This window comes from Mycobacterium sp. NGS67 (assembly GCF_059812185.1).
Genome location: NZ_JCALCF010000047.1, coordinates 1 through 23,564, shown reverse-complemented (window position 1 = coordinate 23,564; position 23,564 = coordinate 1). Strand labels below are relative to the sequence as shown.

General features: G+C 66.1%; 26 protein-coding genes and 2 pseudogenes. 15 read left to right on the top strand and 13 right to left on the bottom strand.

Going from position 1 to position 23,564, the window contains the following annotated elements; all coding sequences use genetic code 11:
* Nucleotides 1-152 (top strand): annotated as a pseudogene (locus AC5Y4D_RS25985) (IS110 family transposase); the annotation flags it as partial.
* Between the two features lie 15 nt (nt 153-167).
* A pseudogene (locus AC5Y4D_RS25980) lies at nt 168-398 on the top strand (ATP-binding protein); the annotation flags it as partial.
* A gap of 182 nt (nt 399-580) precedes the next feature.
* Here the strand turns inward: AC5Y4D_RS25980 and AC5Y4D_RS25975 are convergent.
* The 4 genes from AC5Y4D_RS25975 to AC5Y4D_RS25960 form a co-directional block, all read right to left on the bottom strand.
* Nucleotides 581-1,381 (bottom strand): ATP-dependent DNA ligase, encoded by an 801-nt coding sequence (locus AC5Y4D_RS25975; protein ID WP_500038603.1) that lies wholly within the window; start codon nt 1,379-1,381, stop codon nt 581-583.
* A 1,430-nt stretch (nt 1,382-2,811) separates the two neighbouring features.
* On the bottom strand, nt 2,812-3,708 hold the full coding sequence (locus tag AC5Y4D_RS25970; RefSeq protein WP_500038602.1) for a ParB/RepB/Spo0J family partition protein: 897 nt from the start codon (nt 3,706-3,708) through the stop codon (nt 2,812-2,814).
* Entirely contained in the window at nt 3,708-4,424 is a 717-nt protein-coding gene (locus AC5Y4D_RS25965) for a ParA family protein (protein WP_500038601.1), read from the bottom strand. Before AC5Y4D_RS25965 ends, AC5Y4D_RS25970 begins: the two co-directional genes overlap by 1 nt.
* A 1,264-nt stretch (nt 4,425-5,688) precedes the next feature.
* Nucleotides 5,689-6,036 carry an ArsR family transcriptional regulator gene (locus AC5Y4D_RS25960; RefSeq protein WP_500038600.1) on the bottom strand — a complete coding sequence of 116 codons (348 nt, stop codon included), beginning with the start codon at nt 6,034-6,036 and terminating at the stop codon, nt 5,689-5,691.
* A gap of 123 nt (nt 6,037-6,159) precedes the next feature.
* Here AC5Y4D_RS25960 and AC5Y4D_RS25955 point away from each other — a divergent pair, with 123 nt between their 5' ends.
* Nucleotides 6,160-6,465, top strand: coding sequence for a hypothetical protein (locus AC5Y4D_RS25955; protein ID WP_500038599.1), 306 nt, complete (start codon nt 6,160-6,162; stop codon nt 6,463-6,465).
* 161 nt (nt 6,466-6,626) lie between these two features.
* Here the strand turns inward: AC5Y4D_RS25955 and AC5Y4D_RS25950 are convergent, their stop codons facing one another.
* Together AC5Y4D_RS25950 and AC5Y4D_RS25945 are read right to left on the bottom strand one after the other, a co-directional pair.
* Nucleotides 6,627-8,522: a hypothetical protein gene (locus AC5Y4D_RS25950; RefSeq protein ID WP_500038598.1), complete on the bottom strand. Its 1,896-nt coding sequence runs from the start codon at nt 8,520-8,522 to the stop codon at nt 6,627-6,629.
* Nucleotide 8,523: 1 nt separating this feature from the next.
* On the bottom strand, nt 8,524-9,204 hold the full coding sequence (locus AC5Y4D_RS25945) for a WhiB family transcriptional regulator (protein ID WP_500038597.1): 681 nt from the start codon (nt 9,202-9,204) through the stop codon (nt 8,524-8,526).
* Between the two features lie 747 nt (nt 9,205-9,951).
* Between AC5Y4D_RS25945 and AC5Y4D_RS25940 the strand changes: the two genes are divergently transcribed.
* From AC5Y4D_RS25940 to AC5Y4D_RS25915, 6 genes are all read left to right on the top strand, one after another.
* Nucleotides 9,952-10,464, top strand: coding sequence for a DUF4226 domain-containing protein (locus tag AC5Y4D_RS25940; protein WP_500038596.1), 513 nt, complete (start codon nt 9,952-9,954; stop codon nt 10,462-10,464).
* Entirely contained in the window at nt 10,376-11,263 is an 888-nt protein-coding gene (locus tag AC5Y4D_RS25935) for a hypothetical protein (protein WP_500038595.1), read from the top strand. The genes AC5Y4D_RS25940 and AC5Y4D_RS25935 overlap by 89 nt, the downstream gene beginning before the upstream one ends.
* Nucleotides 11,264-11,587: a hypothetical protein gene (locus AC5Y4D_RS25930; RefSeq protein ID WP_084954084.1), complete on the top strand. Its 324-nt coding sequence runs from the start codon at nt 11,264-11,266 to the stop codon at nt 11,585-11,587. It abuts the gene before it with no gap.
* A gap of 82 nt (nt 11,588-11,669) precedes the next feature.
* Complete coding sequence (locus tag AC5Y4D_RS25925) at nt 11,670-11,975, top strand: type VII secretion target (RefSeq protein WP_139813854.1); 306 nt, start codon at nt 11,670-11,672, stop codon at nt 11,973-11,975.
* A 16-nt stretch (nt 11,976-11,991) separates the two neighbouring features.
* Nucleotides 11,992-13,701: a PPE domain-containing protein gene (locus tag AC5Y4D_RS25920; RefSeq protein WP_500038594.1), complete on the top strand. Its 1,710-nt coding sequence runs from the start codon at nt 11,992-11,994 to the stop codon at nt 13,699-13,701.
* Nucleotides 13,670-14,050, top strand: coding sequence for a hypothetical protein (locus AC5Y4D_RS25915; protein ID WP_473140140.1), 381 nt, complete (start codon nt 13,670-13,672; stop codon nt 14,048-14,050). Before AC5Y4D_RS25920 ends, AC5Y4D_RS25915 begins: the two co-directional genes overlap by 32 nt.
* A 56-nt stretch (nt 14,051-14,106) precedes the next feature.
* Here AC5Y4D_RS25915 and AC5Y4D_RS25910 read toward each other — a convergent pair whose 3' ends face one another.
* The 4 genes from AC5Y4D_RS25910 to AC5Y4D_RS25895 form a co-directional block, all read right to left on the bottom strand.
* Nucleotides 14,107-15,276 carry a helix-turn-helix domain-containing protein gene (locus tag AC5Y4D_RS25910; protein WP_500038593.1) on the bottom strand — a complete coding sequence of 390 codons (1,170 nt, stop codon included), beginning with the start codon at nt 15,274-15,276 and terminating at the stop codon, nt 14,107-14,109.
* A gap of 377 nt (nt 15,277-15,653) precedes the next feature.
* Nucleotides 15,654-15,857 (bottom strand): toxin-antitoxin system, encoded by a 204-nt coding sequence (locus AC5Y4D_RS25905; RefSeq protein WP_473140142.1) that lies wholly within the window; start codon nt 15,855-15,857, stop codon nt 15,654-15,656.
* Between the two features lie 122 nt (nt 15,858-15,979).
* On the bottom strand, nt 15,980-16,279 hold the full coding sequence (locus AC5Y4D_RS25900; RefSeq protein ID WP_500038592.1) for a hypothetical protein: 300 nt from the start codon (nt 16,277-16,279) through the stop codon (nt 15,980-15,982).
* The gene (locus AC5Y4D_RS25895) at nt 16,276-16,689 is read right to left on the bottom strand and encodes a WhiB family transcriptional regulator (protein WP_473140144.1); all 414 of its coding nucleotides are present in this window, start codon (nt 16,687-16,689) and stop codon (nt 16,276-16,278) included. The genes AC5Y4D_RS25900 and AC5Y4D_RS25895 overlap by 4 nt, the downstream gene beginning before the upstream one ends.
* 309 nt (nt 16,690-16,998) lie before the next feature.
* Here AC5Y4D_RS25895 and AC5Y4D_RS25890 point away from each other — a divergent pair, with 309 nt between their 5' ends.
* The 6 genes from AC5Y4D_RS25890 (at nt 16,999) to AC5Y4D_RS25865 (ending at nt 22,107) form a co-directional block, all read left to right on the top strand.
* On the top strand, nt 16,999-17,511 hold the full coding sequence (locus AC5Y4D_RS25890) for a helix-turn-helix domain-containing protein (protein WP_500038591.1): 513 nt from the start codon (nt 16,999-17,001) through the stop codon (nt 17,509-17,511).
* 32 nt (nt 17,512-17,543) lie between these two features.
* Complete coding sequence (locus AC5Y4D_RS25885) at nt 17,544-18,248, top strand: hypothetical protein (RefSeq protein ID WP_500038590.1); 705 nt, start codon at nt 17,544-17,546, stop codon at nt 18,246-18,248.
* A 202-nt stretch (nt 18,249-18,450) separates the two neighbouring features.
* Nucleotides 18,451-18,720, top strand: coding sequence for a hypothetical protein (locus tag AC5Y4D_RS25880; RefSeq protein ID WP_500038589.1), 270 nt, complete (start codon nt 18,451-18,453; stop codon nt 18,718-18,720).
* Between the two features lie 218 nt (nt 18,721-18,938).
* Nucleotides 18,939-19,382, top strand: coding sequence for a hypothetical protein (locus AC5Y4D_RS25875; RefSeq protein WP_500038588.1), 444 nt, complete (start codon nt 18,939-18,941; stop codon nt 19,380-19,382).
* A gap of 9 nt (nt 19,383-19,391) precedes the next feature.
* Nucleotides 19,392-21,725 carry an EspK C-terminal domain-containing protein gene (locus AC5Y4D_RS25870; protein WP_500038587.1) on the top strand — a complete coding sequence of 778 codons (2,334 nt, stop codon included), beginning with the start codon at nt 19,392-19,394 and terminating at the stop codon, nt 21,723-21,725.
* 13 nt (nt 21,726-21,738) lie between these two features.
* On the top strand, nt 21,739-22,107 hold the full coding sequence (locus tag AC5Y4D_RS25865) for an XRE family transcriptional regulator (protein WP_500038586.1): 369 nt from the start codon (nt 21,739-21,741) through the stop codon (nt 22,105-22,107).
* Nucleotides 22,108-22,254: 147 nt separating this feature from the next.
* Here the strand turns inward: AC5Y4D_RS25865 and AC5Y4D_RS25860 are convergent, their stop codons facing one another.
* The 3 genes from AC5Y4D_RS25860 to vapB form a co-directional block, all read right to left on the bottom strand.
* Nucleotides 22,255-22,575, bottom strand: coding sequence for a hypothetical protein (locus AC5Y4D_RS25860; RefSeq protein ID WP_500038585.1), 321 nt, complete (start codon nt 22,573-22,575; stop codon nt 22,255-22,257).
* A gap of 158 nt (nt 22,576-22,733) precedes the next feature.
* Nucleotides 22,734-23,150 (bottom strand): PIN domain nuclease, encoded by a 417-nt coding sequence (locus AC5Y4D_RS25855; RefSeq protein ID WP_500038584.1) that lies wholly within the window; start codon nt 23,148-23,150, stop codon nt 22,734-22,736.
* Complete coding sequence (vapB, locus tag AC5Y4D_RS25850) at nt 23,147-23,368, bottom strand: type II toxin-antitoxin system VapB family antitoxin (protein WP_084954056.1); 222 nt, start codon at nt 23,366-23,368, stop codon at nt 23,147-23,149. Before vapB ends, AC5Y4D_RS25855 begins: the two co-directional genes overlap by 4 nt.
* Between the last annotated feature and the right edge of the window lie 196 nt (nt 23,369-23,564).

Here is a 23,564-nt window from a genome sequence, read left to right as displayed (position 1 = left end):
GCGCCTACTACGACCGCAAACGACAGGAGGGCAAGAACCACAAGCAGGCGGTACTCGCCCTCGCCCGACGACGAATCAACGTCATCTGGGCGCTCCTAAGAGACCGCACCACCTTCGTCAGTTCGGCCACCGAATTACCCACCGCCGCTTGACAACCTGCATTGAGATTCTTCCAACTCGTCTCCAGCCGCTACGAACACGCCTCACTGATCCTGACCTCGAACCTGCCCTTCGCCCGCTGGGGCGACGTCTTCGGAGACCAAGTCGTAGCCGCCGCGATGATCGACCGCATCGTCCACCACGCCGACGTCCTGACCCTCAAAGGCTCCAGCTACCGACTCAAGGACACCGGAATCGACACCTTGCCCTCCGCCAGAGCCGACAACACGGCACAATAACCACCGACCACGTGGCCTACTTTTCACCGTCGCTTCTGGCCTAGATTTCGACCGTCGTCAACAACTTATCCCTTTCCAGGCGGAGTGGCGCAAGCGCCCGCTGAAGTCGCGGTATTCGCAATGCCTACCGCGCGGGCCGCACCCAACGGACGTGACTGAAGTTCGGGTTGCCGGGACGGCCCCTAATTGGTGACGTCGACGTTTCGAGTTGCCTGAGTTGCTCGAGCAAGGGCCGCCAGGCTTGCTGGCTCAACCCGGAACTTACGGCCCGCAGTACACCAGCTGTCCGTCGGTGTCATGCCCGCCGAGCAACAACGCGCCGAGCGGGTCCGCGCGGCCGGGACCCAGCCCACCAGGACCAGCGGCGCCTTGCGCCTGATGACGGTTTTGACCCAAGACCGTGATCGCCGCCCAGGCTGGTAGGTCGATGTCGCGCGCTTGCACACCACCCCTTCGAGCGCCAAATCGGGTGTCACGGCGAGTAATACGTGCCCGTCGAGGCCGTGCCAACAGGGCGGCACCACGATGTTTCCATCGCGGGACAGTCCAAGGGTCTCGAGCGCTTCGCGCCGCTGCGCGTAGGGCATGCCGTTCAGATTTGTTCCATCCAGGTGCAGGATGTCAAAGAGTAGGTAGCGTGCGGGCACTGTGGTGCGCAGCCTGGCGTTGGGACTGGTGACGCGCAGGCGCTGGGCGAGCCTGTCGAAGTCTGGTCGGCCGTCACTGCCGAGCGCCACGATCTCGCCATCAAGGATCACGGTGCGCCCATCGAGGGCGCTTTGCAGGCCGGCAAGAAGGTCAGGAGAGCGAGCTGCCAGGTTATAGCCGGGGCGGCTGAATAGGTCGACGGCGCTGCCGTGAACTCGCGTCGGCGCCCGGGCGCCGTCCCATTTCGCTTCGACGATCCATTCCGGCCCCGTCTGCGACTGCGCGGGTGTGGCCAGCATCGGACTAGAGGGCAGGGCCGGCAGCACGGTTGTCACTAAAACAGTCTCTCCCATCACGCCAGATGGCCCATAGGGTCAGACCTCGTGCCTGGTGCGGTGCGGCAACGCCCGCACAATAGCCATCGACGGCACGGATTAGGCGGCTGTTTTTACGACTTCCGGCAAACCGAACGCGTGGCGTGCAACCCGCCAGCGCCGATTTCGTCGGCGATCTCAGGCTCGGGTTCTGGGTGTGCCTAATCCGAGAGGGAGTATCCCCGCCCGTCGCGCGAACGTCTAACTACTTCCAAAGACTCTGGCGGCCGTTCCTCTGCAGGCCCTTTTCCGAAGGGCAGATTCGACGGCCGGAACTCGCCGGGTCCAATGCGCAGCGACCTGCGCACCATCACCTCGCTTCTCACAAACGCGAAGATTCGATTCAGCTTGCCCGTGACACAATCAGACCTGTCGCCTCCTGGACCGACGTTTGCACCACCGGCACAGAAGGCGTTTCGGCTCCAGTCCAAAGTGTGGCCCTGGTACCGAGCACCACTCGGCTGTGCGTCCTGGCGCGTGAGCGCATGCCACATGACGCCGACGGTTGAGCAAGGGCCCGGGCCGCCCGCGCCCCGATTGCGGCAGACCAGACGGCTCCCCCACCACCCCGGCCGATCTCGCAACTGACGTCTCGACGGATAGCTCGCGCATGCTCCCTCCGCCCAGGACCACCACCGGTTAACACATTCACATCAAAACCGACGCGGTAGCGCGATGCCGAAACGATTTGTCGCTGAGTGTCTTTGGCAATCACAGTCCCTATGTCCCCAGGACTTAGGTAGCCAGTTTTCCGCGGAAAACTGGCCATCGGGCGGGTCTCACGGGTCCGAGGTCACTAGCTCGACGTCCGCGGCGGCCAAATCCTGACCGTCCAGTTAGTCCCGCGTCGGACCGTGCAGTGTCGTGTCGACCACCCAGTCCGCGAGAGGGTGCCACCCCTCCCCCGCCATATCGGCTATCGCCTTGCATTGCAATGTCCGCATCCGTATTCATCGGCCAAAGGATGGCAGGACCGGGTGGATCAACTTCACTCCGCGCGGGCGCTCGAGGGCTATGCTTTGGCCGCCGCGGACCCTCTCCGCCCAAAGTTGGGGTACCTCCCTCCCCGATCACGTGCTGTTGGTGGGCTCGACGGTTGCGCTCGTGGGCTCGGTGGCGGGGCTTCGGTTCAGACGCGACCCGCCCCAGATGAACTCGCAAGCCAGTCGGGCATCCGCGTCGCCGACATCGATCGGATGCTCCGTTGCACCTAAGCGCAGCTGTTCGGTCGCGATGCCGCCCAGAACCAGCCGACGCCTGCTCCTGAAACCGCCGTGGTCCCGGGTTCGCTGTACAGCCGCCTTGGGCGTTCAAGTGTCGGCCGCTACTGGGGCACGGATTGCCAACACTGACTTGATGCACAGCCAGCTTCGGATCGGAGCCTTCTGTGCTCAGCCCTGTTTGAGCAGTTTACGTAACTGCACGAGGAGAGTTTTGGCACCGGCGTCGCCGAGCTGGTCCCGCAGCGCAATAGCTAGTTCGTCGGGCGCGGTGTCGAATTTATGCAAGGCTTTGCTAATCGGCCGCGACGTGCGCGATGCCGCCCCTCCCCCGCCGTCCCCGTTGCCCTCGGCGCCGGACTTGCCGCCGTCGGCTTCAGTCCCCCGGCCCGATCCGCGGCGGTCCGTGACCGCCGTCCAGCGCGTCACCTGCTGTTCCAGCGGCACCCGCGCCAGCGATCTCGCCTCCCTGATGGCCAGATCACCCCTGCGGGTGGCCTCCTGCAGGGCCGGCGCGAGTTTGAGCAGGGCGCGCCGCTGCGAAACCCATGTCTTACTTTTGCGGAGATGATCGGCGGCGGCATCGGCGCTGCCGTATTCGTTGACCAGGCTCTCCACCGCTTTGGCTTCCTCGATGACGTCGAACCCGGACCGGTCGACATTCTCGGATATGACGGCGGTCAGCAGCGTCGCCCTGTCCCGGGCTAACTCGTCTTTGACCACCACGTCGAGTTCGGAACGGCCGAACTTGTGGGCGGCGGCGAGGCGGCGGTTGCCGATGACGACCACCCAGCGTGCCGAGACACTGGTCTCGGGGTAGAGCTTTTCGAAGGCGGCGCGAGTGACCACCACCGCAGGCTGAAGCTGAAACTCGGCGATCGAGGCCAGTTCGTCCAGATCGCCGACCGAATCGCGGGGATTGTGCGGATTGGCGATCAACTCACGTAGCGGCACCGCTCGCGTTATCGCCGGCCGCGGGCCGATCGGGCCGGCGTCGCCGTCGACTGAGGAATTGTCCCCGACTGCCGCGACGAGCCCGTCGAAGGTCTTCACACCACCGCGAGCCATTACCGGGCACCCACCAGGCTGAGCTCGTCGGCGAGCTTGTAGAAGTCGGCGGCGGCGTTGGCCGCCGTGCCGATCTGCCTGTACTGCGTGACGACGATGCCCTCGTTGGAAGCATTGGTGTGAATCTTGTAGTGACGCACGACCGTCTCGACCAGCGGCCAACCCTGGCTACGGACAAACTTCTGCGTCTGGTCCAGCCAGTGCTCGCCGTCGCGTGGATCCCAGTCGTTGATGAACACCCGGTAGGGGATACCGCGCGGTTGGAGGATTTTGCGGATCGTGCGAGCCGTCGGGTCGAAGCACATCGGTGCGGTGAGCATCGGCACGATCGCTTCGTCGGTGACGTCGAGGACGGTGCGCAACGCATCCGCGGAGTACCCGTCGCCCAGGCCGTCTCCGGTCGCGTCCGGGTCAAGGTCGAACCAGCCAGCGGTGTCGACATACACCTCGGCAATGCCGGGAAGGTTGTTGAGCTGGCGTAGCCACTCGAGCGGATCATCGTGGGCCTGCACGAGATGGAAGGGGAGTGCATCGACCCGGTTAGCCCACCATTTGGCGGAACCCTGCGGGTCGATCGACACCGCGGCGACCGGCGAAGGCGCGTCAGCGTCCAGGGTGGCCATCAGCTTTTCGGCCCGCACCGCGGCCAGATTCACGGTCACGGTGCTCTTGCCGACGCCGCCCTTCTGGTTCAAAACTGTTACGACTCTAGTCATGGGAATGAGACCTTTGCATTCTGTGGCCGCGACTGCGGCCAGGCCGAGAACAGGTCCCCAAAGACTACGGTCTGCGCACATACGCAGCGTGGCCGACACGCTGACTATGTGTTAATACCTAGCAGTTTTCCGCGGAAAACTGCTAGGGCACCGACGCCCGGTGCGCAGCGCAATCCCTTGATCGAGGCTGAGGTGAGCTCGGCAGAAAGTGGCTTTGAGCTGCGACTATGAGTGCACCCCAGGCCCAGTTTTCCGCGGAAAACTGGCTTGGCTCCCGGGTATGTCATTGGTGCACCGTCGCCTGCGCGTTCCCTATAGATGCGCGTCACACGCCGCGGTCACCGCGCTGCGATTCGGCGCGTCGCAACGACTAGTCAAACCCACGAGTGGGCCCGACGGCGTGTGCGCCCCATCGGAAATGCCCGACGGCGCAGCAGGGCAGTGGCCGCCACGCCGGAGCCGACCGCCTCCCGCGGGTTCACGATCCCGCGTCTCGCTCACAGCCGCTCGACCGTCCTTGAAGCTGGCCGTGGTCGGCGACGCGGTGGGGGAGTGGGTGGCCCACCGGGGGCTTCTGGATCTACCGCTGCGCAGGAGTCATCGGTCACTGCGACGACGGAGCACAAGACGTGCATGATCGTCCCTGCCCCAACACCCCGCCCCCGGGGTGCGCTCGCGGCACTCCGCGTCGATCTTCGAGAGGCGCGCCTTATCGCGGGAGCATCACCGTCGCCGAAGCGCCAATCACGGATCGCCAGGGGACATCATTTGAGCGAGTGCTCGATCACCTAATGCAGCGGAGCAATGCGTCCGCTCGGGTAGGGCCAACGGCCTTGGGTGGCGGATTCGGCACGTCGTCGGCCGTGGCATCGGTCCTCGGCCCAACCTGGCGGTGCGTCATCGCCGGCACCACCCAGTACGCAGCAAACATCCAGCGGGGCGTCCCGCGCGCTATTCCTCGCGCGCAGTATCGAACCGACTGCGCACTCTCGCTGCTGATTTGGCGTCGACAAATGATTATCGGCCTCGTTGGCGGTGTGACGGCAGAGTTAGACTCTGCGTGGACTGCCACGCGGTGTGGTCCATGGCCGGCCGTGACGCTCGCCGGTCGTGGCCGCGGTCGGCCGAGTCGCCGTCAGCGCTGGCGAAAAATCAGCTGGCGGATCGCGCTCGACCGTGTCCGGCAGCTCGGAATAGTGCCCGCCGCGCTGAAGAATTATGCGATCAGAGCGCTCGGAGGGTCGGGACCTTTTCGTTAGATCGCCTAACGGTCTGGGGTCGCCAACTCGTCAAGTTGTGCGTCCTCGCGTAGCGCCCGGCCCAGCAGTTCGAGTGCAAATTCCCAGGCAGCACTGGCTTCTCGCCGGTAATAGACGCGATCGCCGATCCCAGATATCCGCGTCACCAGGCCGGCTGCCAGGAGACTGTTCAGAGGGCCCTGCAGCGAGCTTTGGGCCCGCAACTCCAAGGTCTCGACGAGGTCGCTGGGGTTGACGACACCGTCCTCGCTCTGCGCGATTGCCGCCATGAGCGCGAGTCGATGCCGTTGTCCGAACACCGCAGCGGAGAGTTCCTGCACTCTCTCCGAGCGGGCGTACGACACGACTGACATGCTATTACGCAAACCCCGTTACACGGTATGAGTTACAGGTATTCTGTTACGAGAATCATGTTTTCGCAGGTCGAGCGCTAGAGGGGTTCGACTTAGCTGACCGCAGAAGGGGAGCCGGACCTAATGAGCCGAACAGCTCAGACACCTCGCACCGTTGCGCGCCGCGAGGCCGAAGCGCTGCGCCGCAAGAAGCGCCAGGGATCTGAGACCCGCTGTATGAGGGCTCGGCTTCAGCTTCGTTATGACCCGGACAAGCTGCAAGAACTTGAAGCGGCGGCCGGCAGCGATCTGAACAACCTCATCCGGCAGTGCGGCGACCTTCTCACCGAGTTGCTGCCGATCGCCGAGCAGCGCGGCCTGGACCCCATGGACCTGATCCGCCGCACGGCCTACCAACTCCTCGAAGGGCGTGAGCAGCTCTCAGCATGAGCAGCTGTCCCCTGAGCGGCTCACGCCACCTAGGGGCAGAAAGCGACTACCGCGGGCTCGCTCAACGGTGTTGCGACGCGGCCGCCTCGTGCCGGGGCGTCACGGCGGATCACCGCGGTGGGTGATTCCAGCCGGCAAATATATTGTCCGCGGTGTGGATTTCACCTGCTGGCGACCAGTCTGGCTCCCAGGACATCACTGAGCAAGTCGATGGCGCGTTGCTCCTCATCTAGCGTAGGGGGCCCGGTGGCCAGCACCGCCTCGAGGTACTCCTGCCGATGGGGCTCGTCCGGTCCGGCGGCGATCACATCGAAGGCTACGCCGAGTTGTACCGCATGGCCGCGGGCGTCTTCCCGGGTTTGTAGCCAGGCGTGCCAGCCGGCGCGTTCGCACTGGTGACGGGCTATACGGTGGGCGCGTAGTTCGTCGAGTCGGTGGGCGGCAGCGATTTGGTCCAGGCTGGTCGGTCCCGGTGCCACCGTTCCGTGGGTCCGGGTGATGAGCCCGGCGGTGGCCAGCGCCGCCAGGGCAGTGTAGCCGCTGCTCGAGCCGATGTGGGCGGCAGCGAAGACGTCTGCAGGTGTATCGAGCCGGTGGTGAACGATGAGCTCGTAGACGCGCCGGTAGCGGTGACCGACGACCTTCCAGGCCAGATGGACGTCTTCAACCCGCGTGGCCGCCACAGCCCGCTCAGGGGTGCTTAAGACGTTTTGGCGGGTCAGGGCGTAGTAGTCGGGTTCGCGGCCCTGAGCGATGCGGGTCCGGACCAGGGGAGATCCGGGCTGATCGCGGGTATCGCGCAGGAACTGCCAGACCGTGGTTTCGGCGATTAGACCGGTGGCGATCGACAGAGACCGTCCGCCCACCCCGACGACGGGGACCCCGTTGATGACCTCGCCGGCGCGCACCGCGTGGCAGGCCAGCGCCTGGTACACCGCGGCGCCGACCCACCGGTAGGGGTGGGCCGGATATTCGCGTTCGATCCAGGCAATCGCGTTCGCCAGCCAGCGTCGGTGCAGCGCGGGTCCCTTACCCGCCCCCCGTGTGTGATGTTTGACATCTTGTGCGCGGCTAGGCCGGAATTTCGGGGCGTTGGCAGCGGCCCAGGTCAGGGCTTTGTGGAAATCGCGTGTCAGGGCGGCTTCGGCGTTGTTGTGGTAGCGGCGGTAAGCACCGCCCAGGCCGGTGTGCCAGGGCCTTCCGGGGGCGATGAGGGCAGCGATGGTGGTCAGGCTGTGCCCATGGAGCGCGGCGTGGGCAAGGACGGACTGGCGGGCCTCGGAGTGGCTGCGCCAGGTGGTATCGGACGGCAAGGCTCCGGTGGCGGCGTAGGTGGTGATGCGGGCCGGTAGGTCACCGGTGCGGGTGTGTTCAGGGGCGAGGCGGGCGTGGCGGCCGGTGCCGGTGATCGCCGCACCGGCCGAGTCGGGTGCCGGGGTTGTGCGGCTGCCGGGGGCGGGGGCCAGCGCGCCGAGCAGCATGTTGAGCCGCGGTAGCAGGGCGGGGTCGGAGCGCTGCGCGAAGGTGTCGACGGCGGTGCTGAGGGGTCCGTCGAGGCGGCGATGGCCGCCTTCGCGGCAGGGGGAGCCCGGTGCGGTGATGCAGCCGGTTTTAGGGTTGGTCATGGGGGTTTTGTCGAGGCTGGGTAGGCGGGCCTCCAGCAGCCTCAGCAGCGGCAAGAGCTCTTCGGCGGTGGCTGAGGTGCCCGCGGCCAGCGGCACGAGGATGTGGCGTCCGCCGCTGGTCGAGCGGTCGGTCACCGCGCGCCCGCCGGCTTCGGTGATCCAGGTCAGGGCGCGGGTGAAGTCGGTGTCGACGGTGTGCGCGTCATGGCGTTTGGTATCGAAGTCCAGGGCCAGGACCTGGGTGCGGCCGTGCAGGTAGAGCGCGACGGCCGCGGGCTGGCGGGGCAGTCGGCTGCTGAGGGGGGCGCTGCGGTCGAATTTGCCGGTGGCAGCGGTCCAGGTCCGCACGGTCGGGCGGGCGGCGAGCAGCGGGGCCAGCGCTTTCCACGCGGCACCCGGTTCGCAGGCCAAAGCAGCGGCGGTGGCGGGCACGTCAGGCGGTGGGGCTCAGCCGCGCGGTGCCAGCCGGCGACAGCCGGCCCCGGGTGTCGAGGTGGACCCAGTGGCGTTGGCGCCACCACAGCGCGACGGTGCTCGCGCAGCTGCGCGGGTCGAGGATGTAGCCGAGGTCCAGCGCGGTCGGCACGGCGGTGTGTTCGACGAGGTCGATGCAGTTGGCGCAGGCGGCGATGGCTTCGGCGGGGCTGCTCAGCGGGCTGCGGGCACCGCCGCGACGGCGGGTGAAGACCGCGCTCTGGATGTAGGTGCAGGCCGGGGCCATGATCTCGCAGTGCCCGCTGGCGCGTGCGGTGATCAGCGCGGCGACCACCGGCGGGGCACCCGCGGTACACAGGGCACCGACGCGGCGGACCCGTGCGGCCCGCATCGCTGTCGCCGGGGTAATTAGATCCTGGTGCTCAACCGATTCGGTGCGGGACGGATCGGGGTGCGGCAGGACCAGCAGGTGCTGTTTGCCGGTGAAGTCGCCATCGATCCATACCCCGGCCCACATGCCGTAATCGGGCCGGGTGCGACCTGCCTCGGCCGCGCAGCGGGCCAGGGCGGGGCAGGTGCGGCAGGCGCGCGCAGTGTGGCTGCGGCGTCGTGGGTCCAGCCAGTCGGCGGGGTTCTGGGCGCACGGTGTGCCTGGGTGACGTTGGATCTTGTGGTTCACGAGGGTGTCCTCTATCGTGAAACCTGCCTGGCTAGGCGTGGTTTCTGCTTGTCGGAAGCCCAGGGCCGGAGTCGCTAGCTCCGGCGGCAGGTGTCCCCGCTTCGGCGGGGATTTCTGCTCTGAGGGCCTATGAAGTTGTGGATCCTTTGATGGGCCCCGATCGCCCTCCTATGACCGATGGTTGTGGTGTGGGTGGGACAAGAGTTGCACGAGTGCGCGGTATACCGCGCCCGACACGCCGCGCGGTATACCGCGCGGATGCCGTTGTGGAGCCGGTTCTCACACGGTAAGCGCACCGCACCCGCCCAGACCACAGCGGCACCAAAAATGTTTCACCCGGCATCATCTGGCCCAAGCGACCCCATCGGGGCGGCAGCCGAAATTGGTCGGGTGTGACCTCACTACTGCTCCGCTGATCTGGGGCGGCCCCGCTGGGTTCTGTTTTTCCCAACCGTGCCACGTGCCGTCCAGCGGCGCCCTTGCCACCCGCAGGAGGAACGTGCCGAATTTTGGTGTGCTTCGCCCGTCGCTTTGGGGTCTACCTCGGCGGTAGCGTTTTTCACCAGGAAGTACGCAGGTAGAACCGCTTAGGGGGTCCCCGTGGGATTTTTGGAAGACTTGGAACACCTTCTGAGTCCGATTAGTGGTGCTATCGACGCTTTATTCGGCGGAGACGACGGTGGGTTGTCACCACGAGATCGTGCGACTGCTGTCCTGACGCCTGGGTTGTTCGGCGGGCAGCCTTACGTGGGGGTTCCGGGAGGTCCGGGCGGGCTGCCGCGCGGAGCGGAGCAGGCGGCGGGAACGTATCAGCAGAGCAGCGGGGCAGTGGCCGCGACCGATGAGAAGTTGGCCGAGATGTTGAAGAAGATCTTTGCTTCCAATGACGAGACGCGGGCGCGGGTCAGTGAGCTTGTTGCCGGGATTCAGGCGGCTCACCAGAAGATGCTGACCGACCCGACGATGCGGAATGATCCGCAAGCCCAGGCGCTGTTCAACACGATGTTGGACCAGAATCTCGCCGAGATCCAGCGGCTGCTCAACAGCGCGAAGGTGGACAGCAAGAAGCAGGCCGAGCTGCTGGCCGCGCTCGGTAATGAGTACCGCGACAACAGCGGCGAGCACCGTAAAGGCGGCGCCAACGGGGGTGGTGGGTCTGGCGGCGGCGCCGATGACGGCGGGTCTGATGGTGGCGGCGCCGGCAGTCGCGGCGGGGGCGGTGGGTCTGATCCGGGTGCTGGCGGGGGGTGGGGTCAGTGATCCGCTGGCTGGGATGCCGGGGTTGATGGGTGATCCGATGTCAATGCTGGGTCCTGCGCTGGGGGCGCTCGGTTCGGTCCCCGGGGCGTTGGGCGGTGCGGGGGGCTTGTTGCCGATGGATGCGCTGGGGGCGTTGGCGCCGCTGGCCGCGGCGATGGCCGGGCAGGGAGCTGGAGATGGTTTCAGCGACGACCGAGGTCGTGACAGGGCAAAGCCGTCGGATTTTGTTGATGAGCATCATGGGGAGGGCGAGGGCGGTAGCGGCTCGGAGGGGTCCGGGAAGTCGAAGGGTGACAGTGAGGGCAAGCCGGAGGCGGCGGCCGCAGCGGGCGGACCTCAGGGCGCACAGCCGGCGGCTGCGGCTGCCGCGCCGGCCAGCGCGCCGGCGGCCGACGGGTCACTGGTGGTGCAGATGCCCGATGGCACCCCGGTGACCACGACGTCAGCGCAGCATGCCGCGGTGGTGCGGGCGGTGCTCAACGGGGTCTCGGCGACCGATGCGTGGAAGCCGTACGCGCAGTTGCCGCCGCCGGGTACACCGGTCACCGAGCCCGCCGACCCCAATCACCTGGTGCCCGGCCAGGTCGCGCAGTGCAAGAGCCGCGAGCCAGTGGTCTACATGGGAAATGGCAAAATTTGGCTTGACGGGCAGCTTCAGCCACAAAGCGCGTTGCCTGCCGGAGAATTCATGGCGTGGGAGGACCCAACTCGGTTCGCCGGCGGGGTCGCCGGGCACGCACCGGCACCGGCGGCGTTGTCGCCGGCTTCACCGACGACCACCGTGACAGCGGGTGCCTAGATGCGGTTCGAGGAGGCGGGAGTCGCGGTGATCGGTGACCAGGACTGGACCGTAGCGGAGTGGTCACGCGATGGCGCGCTGATGGTCAAGTTAGGGGATCCCTCGGGCCGTGATGTACAGGTCGAGCTGGAGCGCGACGCCATGTCGTGGCCGGCTGAGGTGCTGGCTGATCGGATCATGCGGCTACACCGGTTGGCACTGATGCGGCTGCGGGCCGAGACCCGGGAGCGTAGCCGCAAGGAGTCCGGCGTGGAGTGGTCGTTGCAGGCGGGCTGGCCGAGCCTGGTGGACGTCGACGAGTACCGACAGACGATCGACTTTTGATCCTCGGCGCTTGATGCGTTGGGCGCTAGGCACCTTTAGGCTTTGGTAAAGACGCAGTTCAGAGCGCAGGAGGTAGGTAGCGGTGGCTAATGACGTATCGGTGGATTTCGCCGAGTGGCATGAGCACGCGAAGTGGTGGGAGGGCGAGGGCCCTCGGGTCCGCGAGCTGCTTGACGCCAGCCCGGAATCACTGGAGCGGGCGCGATCGATGTTCGGGCGGATCGGTTCGTCGACGGTCGGTGCGGCGTTGCAGGAGGTGTTGGTGGCCCGCGCCGAGGCCGGGCATGCACTGGGCCGCTACTGCGAGGACGTCGCGGGACATATCCGCAGCAGCGTGACCTCCTACCGCGACGCTGAGGAGCACAATCAGCGCACCCTGAGCACCTAACCGCAGGGGTTGCGCAGTGGCCGATTCAGTGCGGGTGGAGCCCGCGGCGCTGACAGGTGCGGCGGGTCAAGCCGGTGCTGTCGCGCACGCGGCCATCCCTCACGTTGACCAGGTGGCGCCATGTGCCTCCGATCATGTGTCGGTGGCAGCCAGTTCCCGGTTCAGTGCGCAGGTAAGCCTCGCGCGCCGCTACACCGAGATAGCCAACTCTGTGGCCAGGCGGTACGGCGTGATGTTGCAGTCCAGCGCCGCGGCCTATGGCGACCAAGAGGCGGCGTCGGCGGCCACGTTGGGTTCCGGTGGTGGCGGGGCGATACCCATACCCACACCAGTGCCGGCCGCCGATTTCGATGCTGTCGCTGCTCTGTTGAGCGGCGGGGGGGCCTCGGCGCCGGCCGGGGAGGTGCCGGTGGCCCCGCGCGATATCGCCCGGCTCATCGAGACCGGGCGCGGCGGTGTCGGGGTGGCGGCCTGGCAGGCCGTGGAGCGCAGCCTGCGCACCGAGGCCGCCGCCCTTGAGCAGGCGGCCGAGCAGCTGGGAGCCGCGATCGCGGCGACCGAGGCCAGCTGGGAGTCGGGCAGCGCCCACGCGGCTACCGCCCGGATGCGCACGCTGCAGGGCTGGTATGAGGGTCACTCACGCTATGTCGGGGGATTGGCTCAGCAAGCCTCGACGCATATAGGGAATTTTCACCGGGCCAGCACCGACATTCCGACCTACCGGCAGGTGGTTGAAGGGGAGCGCGAGCTGGACACGGCGGTGCGGGCCAACATCGCCGCCAAAGGCATGCGCCGCGAGGCGGTCGTGCACGCGCAAGTGAAAGTCGCCGGCCTCTATCAGGCCTCGACAGCAGGGTTTAGCAGTTACACCTTTGCCGAGTCGGTGCCCGGACCTGGCCCCGGCGCGCCGATTCCGCCGCCGGGCACCAGCGCGGGCAGTCCCGATGTGCAGCGGGCCAACGGTCCCGGCGGTGCTCCGGTGACCAAACCTGATCCGTCGCCGGCCTCGGCCCCGCGTGAGCCGGTGCAGCAAGGCCCGGGGCCAGGGGAGAGCCTGCTCGGTGGTGGGCCGACCTGGCCACCCGCCGACGTCGACCCGGCCGCTGTGGGTAGCCCCTTGCTGGAGACAGTGACCGGAACCGGGGCGGGCGCAGTGCCCCAGCTGCTGCCGGGAATTCTGGGCGGGGTTGTCGGCGGCCTGGGAGGCGTGATGGGCGGCTTGGCCGGATCGGGGGCCAAAGCGTTGCAAGGCGTGCAGCAGGCCGCCGCACCGATGATGAGCGGGCTGAGCCAACACCCCGGCGGTGGCTCACCCTCTGGTGGGGAGCCGCCACCGGAAACCCCGGAATCACTCGGTGAGCCCGCAGGTGCCGATGGTGGCGGTGGGGGCGGCGGAGAGACTACGCCCGCCAGTGACGGCGGCGCGATGGGCGCGCCCGCTCCGTTAATGGCCGCCCCAGAAGCGGCCGCCCCGGCCGCGGCCGCTTCGGCACCGGCAGCCCCGCCCGCGACATCGGCAGGACCGGCCCCCGCCGTGGGGGCGATGGGCCCGATGATGCCGCCGATGGGTGGGCGCGGCGGCGCGTCGGGGGGGCCGCAGAACAAACAGCTCTACCCAGACCGCGTACTCAAAGTGGTGACACCACCCAACAGTGAGCCGGTCAAGAACCGCTATGAAGGGCGCAATAAAGACAATGACCGAGGCCGGGACAAACCGCGTGGGTAATCGCTTTGACACCGCCATGTCCGATGACGAATACACCGCCGCCTTCTTGAAGCAAACCGAGATGGTGCAGGCGGCCGTCGCTGCGTTCCACGCCGACTGCGAGCGCCGCTCCGAGGAACTCGGGCCGTTCGGCGACGACGTTCAAGCAACCCTCAACCGCGATGGGCACCTTGAAGACCTCTACATCGAGCCGACCGCGCTGACACGCTACACCCACCTCGAGCTCGAAGACGTGATCACCGATGCCCTACGCGGCGGCGCGGAGCGCCTCGGCGCGGTGCTGGTTGAGACCTGGCACGACCACTACGAAGCCGAGCATTCGCCGATCCGCGAACTGCTCGAAGAATGAGAAGACACAACCCCCGTGGGATATCTTATCGGCTATCTCATCGGGTATCGCGCTAGTTATCTCATCGGGTATTGCGGACTGAGCGGGGAGACACCGCGCCGCGTCGCCACGTAGGCCTCGAACTGCGCGATCTCGGCCGCGACCTGCCCAGCGCGTTTGGTCGCGGCCCGCGCCCGAATACGCGCCAGCTCCTGGCCGATCTGCGCGCGGCCGGGACCGGTGGCGGCGGCTTGCCCGCGGACGCGGGCCGCGGCGTGTTCAGCGCGTTCGCGTGCGGCGGTGCGCGCCCGTGTTTGCGCGGCCACGCGTTCGTGGGCTTCGCGCGCTTCATCCAGGGCGGCCGGCCGGTCGGCCAGGGTGTTGTGGGCGCTGTGCCAGGCCAGCAGGGTGCCCAGCCTGCGATCGGTCGCGGCGGAGCGTCCGGGATGCGATGCCCGGCGCCGAGCCAGTCTGACACCAGCGCGTTCAGGTCGCGCGGTGTCCAGCCGGCGGCCGCCGGCGCGGCCAGCATCGCCGCCCAACTGCTGGCACCGAACCTGCGGGCCCACGGGGTGGCCGTGCGGATCAGCGCGCCACCGCACGGCCAGGCGCCGGCCCGCCTCATCGGGTGCTCGGCGGCGCGCAGCGCCGCGGTGCCGGGCGCGGTGAGCGCCCGCGCGGGTAGTAACCAGCTTTCCCAAACAGGGGGGTGTAGTGGTTAGTGGGGACCGTTCCAGGTGGGGTGACAAGCTGTGGACTAGTCGGGTGGTGTGGGCGTTGTCGTGCAGTGCCCACACCGAGGCCCAGCCGCGTTGGCGATCGCCCATCCGCCAGGACGCCATGCGTTCGATGTAGGTGCGTCGGCGGCCGCGCAGGATCTCGGTGGCCACCCCGAGCAGGCGCAGGCATTCGTGGGCGCGTTGGATGGTGCGTTCGTCGTAGCCGGTGTCGCGTTCGAGTTGGGCGTTGGTGGGCCGACAACCCCGTCCGGTGGTTCGATCGGCGTAGCGGGCCATGGCCGCGGCGATCACGATCAGGGTGGGTTTGGCGATGCCCCCGTTGCACATCAGCGGCCGCACCCGGTGGTAGTGCAGGTCGTAGGCCACCGCCACGCTGATGTGCGCCCAGCCGGTGGGGCCGGCGCTCCAGCACGGGACCCCGGCGTAGGCCTGGTCGTCGAGGTTGAGGGCGACTAACGCGCTCGGGGGCGGCAGGTCCCGGCCGGCCAGGCGCCGGCCGCGCCGCATCGCCAATACCTCGGCGACACCGGCGGTGCGGATGACACCGCGGCGCGGGCGAGCCGCAGTACAGCCGCGATACGCACCGCGGGCGCTGTCCGCAGGCGGCGGGGAAAAAAGTGGATCACGGCTCGCGACAAAATCTGGAACTGGGCCCAGATATGCGCTACCGTGAGACGAGTCCGGCAAGACACGTCCCTTTCAGGGGCAACGGGTGCGGACCCGGAACCGAGCTACCAACTCGGTTCGAAGCCGTAAGACTGGGCCCCGCTTCGGCGGGGCCCTTCGTCGTGTTAAGGGGGTGTTTCCGCACCGCTATTCAGCTGTCAGCATCTGCCCGGCCGGGCACAGGCTTAAAGAAGAGGCCTGCCGGGCACGGCGGGGATTCACATCGCCAAAGGCAGAACCTCCGGGTCTTTGTCGAGCTCGCGGACCAGATCCTCGCGGTCGTAGCGATAGGCTAGGATGTCGGAGACGAGCTGCGACAAACTGATGCCTCGCCGGGCGGCCTCTGCTTTCGCCGCCTCATAGATCGGTTCGACTGGTCGGCAGATGATCAATTTGCGGTTGCCTTTATGCGGCTGTGCCATGGCCTAACCCTTACACGGTGTATCTGATTCAACCGACCCGACCCGCCGTGACTCGTGATGTTTCTGTGATTAAACGCAACCCGCTGACCAGCAGTTCTCGCTAGATCACGCCGAAACGTGACTTATCGAGAAGGCGTGGCGGAGGTTCCCGCCTCGGCGGGATGGGCATAGAGGTGCCCAATGAGCTCCAACCATTGGCAGGCATCTACGCGCCGCGGGGTCAGAAGGTGTTGAGCAGGCATCAACGCGGCCGGCGAGCCGACACGGGCCAGCGCGGCACTCATGAACAGCCGCCAGTGGGTGTGACCGGGCAGCTTGTACGCCCCGCACACCACCGACTCATCAGCATCAAGGACTGTGATCCGCTGCGTACCGTTGTCATCGACGCTGGACACCAGCGGGCAAATCACGGCGGCAGTCATGCCGCACCGGCGATGCCGTCTACCGGTGAATCCTGGGCGAACTGCTCGTATGGGTCGGGCAGCGCCGCGACGGCAACGTCACCGATCTCCTCGCGGCGGCGCGCCTCGAACTGCTCGATCAGCCGCGCATATACAGGCGCGAGCTGCGGGGGATAGTGACCGGGCAGCAATATCCCACCCCACACGCCGTAGCTGGCACCGGAGGCCACCGCGTTGTAACTGCAGCGACCCCGAAACGGGCACTCGGCGCAACGGGCACCCGCGCGCGACCTGCGGTTGGGGTTGAAAAACAGCTCCGGCTCCTCGCGGCACGCCAGCTCCTGGTCGGTGTGGAATAGGCGCACCTCGGCGCGTAACCGCGATGAATCCGAAGGCCGCGGGCCGCGGGTACTCGGGGTGATTGTCGTCATGGGTATGTCCTCCTGCGCATTCGGCCTAGCGGCGGTTCTTCACCAGCACCCTCCGATGGTGAATTGACGGTAATTTAGCACAATTACCGGTAATTACACGTAATTTTGCTAACTGGATGTCAGGATCAATCGATGACAGCACGACCCGCCCACGGCAGATGCGTTGCCGCCGATGCCATCGGCGCATGTCAGAAGGCAGTTGAGTAGATGAGCGCAGCTGCCGACGCCGGCCAGCAGATTGCTCACCCCACGCGCCAAGCGGCGGCGGGGATGCAGTTATTTACCGGGAAATCGGGCAAAATAACGCCCATGTCCTGGGCCACACTCGGTACCGCCGTACGCGAGCGCCGCTACGAGCTGGGACTGAGCCAAGCCGACGTCACCGCCCGAGGCGGACCCTCCGTCGAAACTCTGCGAGCTGTCGAGAAAAACAGGGCCGGCCGGCTGACCGACAAATTGCGCCGAGCCCTCGAACGCGCCATCGACTGGGAAACGGGCAGCATCGACGACATTCTCGACGGCAGCCCCCCACGCCCACGGCCACCCACTGCCACCGTCGCCGAGGCACCCCCGGCCAACGGGCCAGGGCCGGCACCTAATGCGGCCGAGCGTTTCGCCGTGGCCGAACACCTGATCAAGGTGCGGCGCACCTTCGCCACCCACCGCGACGACATGGGGGAGACCGCCCGCGCGGCGATCGAAGCAGAGTTCAACGCTGCTGCGCGCGAGCTGGAAGACGCGATGGTGTGGATGCTGCCCTGGCTAGGCGATGAGGAGCGGGCCGCGGCGATCCGCATCCTGGGCGAACTGCGCAGCGGCTAAAGCGTGTCGGAGCAGCGCGATACCGTGCGGCCATGAGCAGCCACATCCCTGGTATGCCTCCTGCCGGAGGCACCCCGAATCTGCCGGCCACTCGACGGGCAGACGCACTCGTGCATGTTGAACGGCACCGCGCACACGGGTGTGGCGGGGCGCGGCCACCGCACCCACGGCCGCAGTCCCTCTCAGAGCAGTGGTGGCACTACAGTCGGGGCTGCGCGGCCGCCCTACGCGCGGGGCGGGCCCCCACGCCGATCGACGTCTACGGCCCGGTCCTGGAACCGGGCGAGCACGCGCTGCTGAGCACCGAGATCGGCTACAGCCGCTACTGCGACACTGACGCACGCTATTCGCCGTTTCCGCTGATCGTCGCCGGCCGCCCCATGCTCATGTTCGGAGCCCTGGCGGCGCAAGGCGTGATCAACCACCGCCGAAAAGCCAACGCGGAGCGAAAAGCCGCGCACCAGTGGCGGTTTCACCAAACCAGCTCCGTCATCGTCACCACCGACCGGCTGATCTGCAGCACCGTCCCCCACGGGCAGATGAGTTTCTGGTTCGGCGCATGCAATGAGTTCCACCCCGACCTACATCAGTGCACACTCACACTCGGCTTCGAAGAAGCAGCCCCCGTACGGCTGCACGGCCCCGCGGCTCCCGCCCTGAGCCTGTGGAGCGCCCACGGCATCTTTGGAGACAGCGGGCTTTCCGACCCACGCTTGGCGGCGCTGCTGCTCACCTGAAGGGTGATCCATCCTTAACGTCCTGCCTAAATGCTCCCAGACTTGCGAATTGAACCGGCACCGGTCGTTTTGACCAGCCGATTCTTTCTCCGTGGTTACCGCCCGAAGTGCTCAAAGCGTGAAACAGCATGGTGGCCACCGGGCCGAATTAATGCTGGTTGGCCCATGTGTTGGCCGGTCCGGGGCCGTAGAATCGGGCGCTATGGCGCGAAATTTTGAAATGGATCCGGAAGCGACGCGGGCAGGTTTGTCGAACGCCGATGCCGCTGCAGCGTCGCAGCCAGGGTCAAGTGGCGGCGGCCTGCAGCCCGGCGGATACATGATGGGCTTGACGAGCGTGGTGAGCGGGTCGGTAGCGGTGCGCCAGGCCGAAGCTGAAGTTCGGGTGGCCGCCAACGTGACGAGCCGCGAGGTGTCGGTCGCTACGGTCCAGGCCGCGGAAGCGGCGAACTCGGGCGCACTGAGCACGTAGGGAGGTTGGTTGAGATGACGGCCACTTCGTCGCCATGGTCACGGGAGGCCTCACCTTCGGTGACACTGCCCGCACCTCCTCCTCCGGCGCCGGTGCCTGGACCTGGCCCTGGCGCTGGCGCGCCGCGGCCCCCTCATCACGTTGCGCGGCAGCAGAACACTGGCCGATGGGCATGGGCTGTCCTGGCGCTGCTGGTAGTAGTAGCCGTGTCTGGCGGCGTGAGCGCCGCAATCACCTACGCCGCGCTCAACGGCGAGCAATCAAGATCGAGCTCACCGACGCCGTCGGTGCCGACACCAAGCTCGCCCACGACGGCACCGCGGTATACCGCCGCCGAGACGGCGGCCGCCAAAGACCACCTCTGCCACGTCTTCGATGTCTCTGTGCGGGGCCAAGAAGGCCAAGGAGGCCTTCGCGTGGAAGGTAACCTCAACATCCCCGTCGTATTGCGCGCGCTCAACAGCGCGTCCGTGGTGGAAAATGCGCTGATCGCGGCCGTGCCGGCCGAAGTGTCGGCGTCTGCGCGAAGCTACATCAGCGCCACCCTTGACCAGACAACGGCGGCCATGGGAAACACGTCTACGAGTGAAGGCAACCGCCTGACCGACGTTCGAAACGATGCAATGTTCTCTCTGCTCGACGCCTGTGGCCTTCCGAGGTGAATTGATTCCATGGCAACGGTGTCTGGTGTTGAGGTCCAGGACTGGTGGGCGGAGCGGAACAATAGGCAGGTAGAGAAGCTGCTGAGGACTCATCTCCAGTCGGCGTCGAACCCGTTGTCGCATCCGGGTGTTCCGTCGGTTCCGCATGTGGCTGGTGATCATCCGCCTCCGCAGGGCGCGTTTGTGACGTTGTTGTTCGGGCCGTTGGTGTGGCCGTTGGATTCGGAAACGCAGGTAGCCGCGCTTGGCGAGCAGTGGCGCGAGAACGGCCGGATGACCGAAGATGCGGCGACGGAGGCCCACCGGGCGATGCAGGAAGTATTCAGCACCTATTGGACGGCCGGTGAGGGTGCCGACCGCGCGTATGACGCCTATGGCCGCGAGGTGTCAGATAAATTCGAAATTGCTGAAATGTGGAACTTTGGCGGTTTCTTGGTCAGCCGCGGAGCGGGTGACGTTAAAGACACTAAGCGAGTGATGCTCCGCGAAAACGATGAGGCCCATCAAGAAATTCAGGCGTTTCTTAAGAGTAAGAGTGGTCAGTCGATCGCGCAGATAGCGGTGATTCTTGCACCACATCGGGCCGGGATCGAAGAGGCACAGGCACAGTTGCGGGCGCACGTCGCGAAAGACACTTTGCTCTTCACAAACCGATTCCCGCTTAGTCCCAACCGAGGTAAAGAGCCGAAAGTAAGAGAAGCTGGGAATGGGACAGGATCTGATACTTGGACGGATGATCCTGAAACGCCCGCACCGGGAGCTCCTCCTCCCAAACACTCACCTGCACCACAAGGTAGTGGCCGCAAGGCCGATGCGTGGTCTGACGGCCCAGCTGGAACACCACGACCAAGCGGTCCATTGTCCCCACAATGGTCGGACGGTCCTGGGGCGCGGCCGAGCCCAAATCCGTTGTCGTCACTCGGTGGGGGTGGTTTGCCTTCGTTGCCGAGCATGCCGGGTGGTGGGGGTGGTGTGCCGGGGTTTCCGATGTCGATGTTGCAGGGCTTCGGCAAATTCCCTGGGGCCACGGGCTTTCCGTCGACGGCCGGTCTGTCGTCACCGGTGAGTCCTCCGCCTGCGTTGTCTTCGTTGGGCGCCGATTTCGGGCGTGGTCTGGCGGCTGGGGCTTCGGCGGCCGGAGCTATGCCGGCGGCTGCGCCTCCTTCGGCTCCGTTGACACCTTTGATGGCAGCTCCGGTGGAAAGTACTGCCGCAGCGGCGGCGCCTGCCGCGGCTCCTGTTGCGGCGCCGATCTCTTCGGCCCCTTCGGGCGCGGGGATGCCCGCGATGGGAGCCGGGGCCGGATTAGCGCCTTACGGGTCGGTGTTGCCGCCGGCGATGTCGAATCCGGCACCGGCCAGTGTGGGTGCGGCTTCGCCGGCGGGTTTGGCGGCTGCGGCTGAGGGCGCGGTATCGACTGCTGGCGGTAGTTCTGCTGGTTTGATGCCGGTGGGCGGTCGGCGCCGCGTTTCGCAGGTCGTTCGGGACAGCGCGGAGACTGATCTTGGGCGGGCGCGCCTGGCGGTGGCGGATCTTGCTGGTGCGGCGTCGGTAACGGATCCGGGTTTGGATTGGGCGGTGGCGGTGTCCCGGGATCGGACGGGCGGGATTTCGTTATGGGTGGCCACCAACGACGGCGCTACCTACATCCCGCCGGGTGTTTTTCTGCATAAGACGATGCCGATCGCCGCGGTCTTCAACGAAGATTTCGATGCGCGCTGGTTCGGCTGGGTAAATCCGGCCGACAAGGCTATGCGGGCGGCGCGGTCGTTGGGTGAGGAGGTGTCGGCGGTGGCGACGTCCTGGGCGTTGCCGTCGGAGTATTTGACCGAGGACCCGGTGCCTGAGATGGCCGTCGGTGTGGCGCCTTCGGGTGTGGATAGTCTGGCGTCGCAGCTGTCGCGGGATCGTTCACATCGGCTGAAAACGGTGGACCCAGCATTGTATGCCGCTGTGAAGGATGCCGATCCGTCGGTGATGCGGAAGTATTGCCGAGAGTTGGTGCGGCGGCTGGTTTTCGGTGATGACGCCGAGGGTGTGTCCGCGGTGGTGCAGGCAGTGGGTCGGGCGGTGGTGGCGGGGAACTGGCCGGCGAGGGAGGAGTGGGCGGCGCTGCGAGCGGAATACGACAAGGCGCATCTGCTGGCCGGCACGCAACGCCCCGGGCTTGATGGCTTCGAAAATGCGGCGCAAATCGTCAGCTATGTAAAGTATTTCGTGGAGGCCCGCCGGATGGAAGCGTTGTTGTGTTGGGAACAGCATGGCGGCGACCTGGCGAATGTGGTGTACGCGGCGTGGGTGTGCGGTATACGGCTGACATTCAAAGACTTCGTGCTTCAGTAGATTTGGGGAATCCATGGAGCTGGCAGGGCGCCTGAATAAGCTTTTCGATGTCATGCATCCATTTGGTGGACCCGAAGTTTCCAACGCTACCGTTGCGGCCGCGGTTGCGGGTGTATCAGTAACACCGGAGGACCTCGGGCGCCTTCGGGATGGCAGCGAAAAGAGCCCTGGCACAGTCGTGTTACGTGCGATCGCTGAGTTCTTCGGTGTTTCCGCGTCGTATCTGACCGACGTTGATCTTGATCCGTCTATTGATGCTCAACTTAATCTGCTGCGTGCCCTTCGAGATCAACGTGTGCAGGGTATGAGGGCTTGTCGCGGTGATGGTCCCCTGAGTCCGGGGATGTTGAATAGCTTGGCGGACACGCTTAATTCGCTTTGAGACCGTGCGCGTGCTCGTCGGTACCAGTGCTCGTTCAGCACCAGACGGATCGGCGCACGCGTTCTGCCGCGTGAACGTCAACAGGAAGGCTGCGGGACCGTATCTGGTCGGCTAGGCGACGCCTTCGGCCTGCGTCGCTATCACGCTTCAACGTTCAAGGGAGGGCGATCCGCAGAGCTTCGCTGATGTCTTTCTGCGGCGGGCCGCGGTTATTGATACGACGCCGTCGTGTGATTTGGCTTGGTCAATCCCTAGTAGCTGATCGGCGATCTTGGCGATAACGTCGTCGGTGACGTAGAACTTGGCGGCCTGTCGGCCGATGCGCATCAGCTCCGCTGTTGTGTCGAGGTGGTCGGAAAAAAGCTGTCGCGCGATGTCTTCGGGCAGCGTCATCTCGTACTCGCCTAGCCGGGCTAGCAGGAGCGACGTGCGTTCGTTCATCCAGGGGGATCGCCGCGCTTTGGCCATGTGGCAAGGTTAGCCGGTACTTCTCTGTCGACCACGTCTATATCGGCCGGAATGCTGCGTGACCGTACGCGGCCGGCCGGCCCGGCCGGGCGTCGTCTCAGGCTGTGTGTTGCACTGCGGCACTGCGGATCTCTGCTCGATACGTCGCTCTAGCTGTTTTATTGGTTGATGAGGTTTAGGCGGGCGGTGGGTTGGCCGGTGATTTTGCTGATGGTGTTGAAGTCTTTATCGACGTGCAGGACGATGAGGCCGCAGAGTTCTGCGGTTGCTGCGACGATGAGGTCCGGGATGGAGACGCCTCGGTGCTGGCTGCGATCGGCTAGGAGCATTTGTACCTCGAGTGCACGATCTTCGATTGCAGGTGTGAGGTATTCGAGTGGCATGGCAGCCAGGGGTGATTGCCGGAACTGCCGTCGTGCGTCCTCCCCGGAGAGTGCCGAGTACCCGATCTCGAGGCGTGTGAGGTTGCTGATGTGGATAAGGCCGCGTTCGATGCGGTTGGCCCAGGTGTCGGGTTCCGTGGCGATCCCGAGTCGGGCAAAAGCGGATTTGTCAATCAGCCAGCGCTGGTTCAACTCCAGGCCTCGCGCATGAGGTTCTTGTCTAATAGGCCTGCGGTGGCTTGCGTGCTGCGCAGCAGGTCGTCGCGGGTTACGGTGATCCGCGATGTTCGCGCGTCTTGGGCGAGTCGGCGTCGGATGTATTCGGCGCGGGAGAGTCCCAGCTCAGCCGCCCGCGCGTCGAGACGGGCCAGGACGTCGTCGGGTACATCACGGATAAGTAGATCGCTCATGTTCCGATGATATCAATCGATATCATTGCTAGGGCATGTATTTGGGCCTCCTTTTCAGAGCATCAACAGGCAAGTTGACCCGCTGCTGGGCAGGAACTGACGACAACCTCGACCGTTCCGAGATGGTCCCGCCGGCTTTTTGGTGGTCGTGCGTTGTGGTCGGGGGGTTTTTGGGCGGTTAGTTTTGGTGGGTGAG